Below are 3,308 nucleotides of genomic sequence, written 5' to 3'. Positions count from 1 at the left end.
CCCACACACCTCCCCCAACACCTCACGGAACACCGGCAACCCCGACAGACCACGCCCCATCCCGGACCGCTGCGCCCCCTGCCCCGAGAACAGGAACGCCACGCGTCGGCCGTCCTCGACCGCACCGCCGACCACCCCGCCCCCGGACTCCCCCGCGGCCACGGCGTCCAGACCCGACAGGAACCCCTCACGGTCCGCCGCGATCACCACCGCGCGGTGTTCCAGCGCGGCCCGCGAGCTCGCGAGCGACCACGCCACGTCCGCCGTCCTCAGGTCGTCGCGGTCGGCCACGAACGCGCGCAGCCGCGCCGCCTGGGCCCGCAGCCCGGCTGCCGACCGGCCCGACACCACCCACGGCACGACCGCACCGGCCACGGGGGCCGGCTGCCCCTCCTCCTCGGGCGGCTCGTCGGCCGAGGGCGCCTGCTCCAGTACGACATGGGCGTTGGTGCCGCTGATGCCGAACGAGGACACCGCCGCGCGACGAGGCCGGCCGGCCTCGGGCCACGCCCGGCCCTCCGTCACCAGCTCCACCGCACCCGACTCCCAGTCCACATGCGGCGTCGGCTCATCCACGTGCAACGTACGCGGCACCACGCCGTGGCGCATCGCCTGCACCATCTTGATGACCCCGGCCACGCCCGCGGCGGCCTGGGTGTGTCCGAGGTTGGACTTCACCGAGCCCAGCAGCAGTGGCCGCTCGGCGGGCCGGTCCTGACCGTACGTCGCCAGCAGCGCCTGCGCCTCGATGGGGTCGCCCAGGGCCGTGCCCGTGCCGTGTGCCTCCACCACGTCCACCTCGGACGCGGCCACACCCGAGTCGGCCAGCGCCTGACGGATCACCCGCTGCTGCGACGGACCGTTCGGCGCCGTCAGCCCGTTCGACGCACCGTCCTGGTTCACCGCCGAACCCCGGACGACCGCCAGGACGTGGTGTCCGTTGCGCCGGGCGTCCGACAGCCGCTCGACCAGCAGGACGCCGACGCCCTCGGCGAAGCCGGTGCCGTCCGCGTCCGCCGCGAACGCCTTGCAGCGGCCGTCGGACGCCAGCCCGCGCTGCCTGCTGAACGACACCATCAGCGCCGGGCTCGGCATGACCGTGACGCCACCGGCGACGGCCAGGGTGCACTCGCCCCGCCGAAGGGCCTGGACGGCCAGGTGCAGCGCCACGAGCGAGGACGAGCACGCGGTGTCCACGGTGAGTGCGGGGCCCTCGAGGCCGAAGGTGTACGCCACCCGGCCGGACGCCACACTGCTCGCGTTGCCGGTCAGCAGATGGCCGTCCAGACCGTCGGAGGCGGTGAACAGATTCACCCCGTAGCCGGACACGGAGCCGCCGACGAAGACGCCGGTCGGCGAACCGTGCAGGCTGCCCGGGTCGATGCCCGCCCGCTCGAACGTCTCCCAGGTGATCTCCAGCAGCAGCCGCTGCTGCGGGTCCATCGCCAGCGCCTCGCGCGGCGAGATCCCGAAGAACTCGGGGTCGAAGTCGGCCATGTCGTACAGGAACCCGCCCACGCGGGTGTGCGAGGTGCCCGGCCGGTCCGGGTCCGGGTCGAACAGCGCGTCGAGGTCCCAGCCGCGGTCCGTGGGGAACGGCGCCATGGCGTCCCGCTCCTCGGCGAGCAGCTGCCACAGGTCCTCGGGCGAGCGCACGCCGCCGGGGAAGCGGCAGCTCATGCCCACGATCGCGATCGGCTCATCGTCCACCGCGGCCGCCACCGGGGCGACCGGAACCACGGCCCGCGACGCGACAGCACCGCCCGGGCCGTCCACCCCCAGCCGCACGGCCAGCTCCGCCGCCAAAGCCACCGGCGTCGGAAAGTCGAACACCGCCGTCACCGGAAGCCGCAACCCCGTCACCGCACCCAGCCGATTCCGCAGCTCCACCGCCGTCAGCGAATCAAACCCCACATCCTTGAACGCCCGCTCCGCACCCACCGCCTCCGCACCCTCATGCCCCAGCACCACCGCCGCCTGAGCCCGCACCAACTCCGTCAACACCCGATCCCGCTCAACCACCGACAACAGCGCAAGACGCTCCCGCAAACCGCCCTGACCAGTCGCGACATTGGCGGCCGCGCGCTTCGCCGAGGCCCGCACCAGGCCGTGGAAGAGCGGGGCCAGGACCTCCTGCTTGCGCAACGCGGACAGATCGAGACGGATCGGCACCACATGCGGGCGCGGCATCCGAACGGCGGCGTCGAAGAGGGCCAGACCCTCGTCGGTGGCAAGCGCCTGGACCCCGGTACGGCCCATCCGGTCGAGGTCGACCTGGTCCAGCTTCCCCGTCATCGCACTGCGGTCGGCCCACAGGCCCCAGGCCAGCGACTGCCCCGGCAGCCCCGCCCGGCGGCGGTGCCGCGCCAGCGCGTCCAGAAACGCGTTCGCCGCCGCGTAGTTGCCCTGCCCCGGCGCGCCGAACACCCCCGCGGCCGAGGAGAACAGTACGAACAGCGACAGGTCACGGTCGCGGGTCAGCTCGTGCAGATGCCACGCCGCGTCCACCTTCGGCCGCAGCACCACATCCAGCCGCTCGGGCGTCAACGCCGACACCACACCGTCGTCCAACGCACCAGCCGCGTGGACGACACCGCACAGCGCGGGCAACTCCGCCAACAACCCCGCCAACGCCTCACGATCAGCCACATCACAGGCCACCACCCGCGCCTCGGCACCGAGTCCGACGAGCTCGGCCACCAAGTCGGCCGCACCGGGCGCGACCAGGCCACGGCGGCTGGTCAGCACCAGGTCCCGCACCCCATGAGCGGTGACCAGATGACGGGCCACCGCCGACCCGATGACCCCCGTACCCCCCGTGACCAGCACCGCGCCCTCCAACGGGCGAGGCGGCGTGGTCAACACCACCTTGCCGGTGTGACGGGCCTGGCTGACGTAGCGGAAGGCATCAGGCGCCTGCCGGGTGTCCCACGCGGTAACCGGCAGCGGGGCGAGTACGCCCTCCTCGAACAGCTCCACCAGGTGGGTCAGCATCTCCTGGACCCGGTCCGGACCGGCCTCACCCAGGTCGAAGGCGCGGTACGACACGCCGGGCCACACGGCGCCGACCTCGCCGGCGTCACGGATGTCGGTCTTGCCCATTTCGAGGAAGCGGCCCCCCGGCGCCAGCAGGCCGAACGAGGCGTCCACGAACTCCCGGGCCAGGCTGTTCAACACCACGTCCACGCCCCGGCCCTCGCCCGCGGCGCGGAACCGGTCGGCGAACTCCAGGGTGCGCGAGGAGGCCACCCGCTCGGGCGGCACACCGGTCCCACGCACCACGGGCCACTTCGGCTCGCTCGCGGTCG

1 protein-coding gene is annotated in these 3,308 nt (G+C 73.5%); it reads right to left on the bottom strand.

All coding sequences use genetic code 11. The features are described 5' to 3' along the window. Positions 1 to 3,308, bottom strand: a 3,308-nt coding sequence (locus tag PV419_RS52705) for an SDR family NAD(P)-dependent oxidoreductase (protein WP_415925577.1), incomplete at both ends; no start/stop codon positions are given.

Source organism: Streptomyces sp. ME19-01-6 (genome assembly GCF_033793745.1).
Classification (GTDB): Bacteria; Actinomycetota; Actinomycetes; order Streptomycetales; family Streptomycetaceae; genus Streptomyces.
The sequence above is the reverse complement of the archived record's forward strand: the minus strand, read 5'-3'. Positions and strand labels throughout refer to the sequence as shown.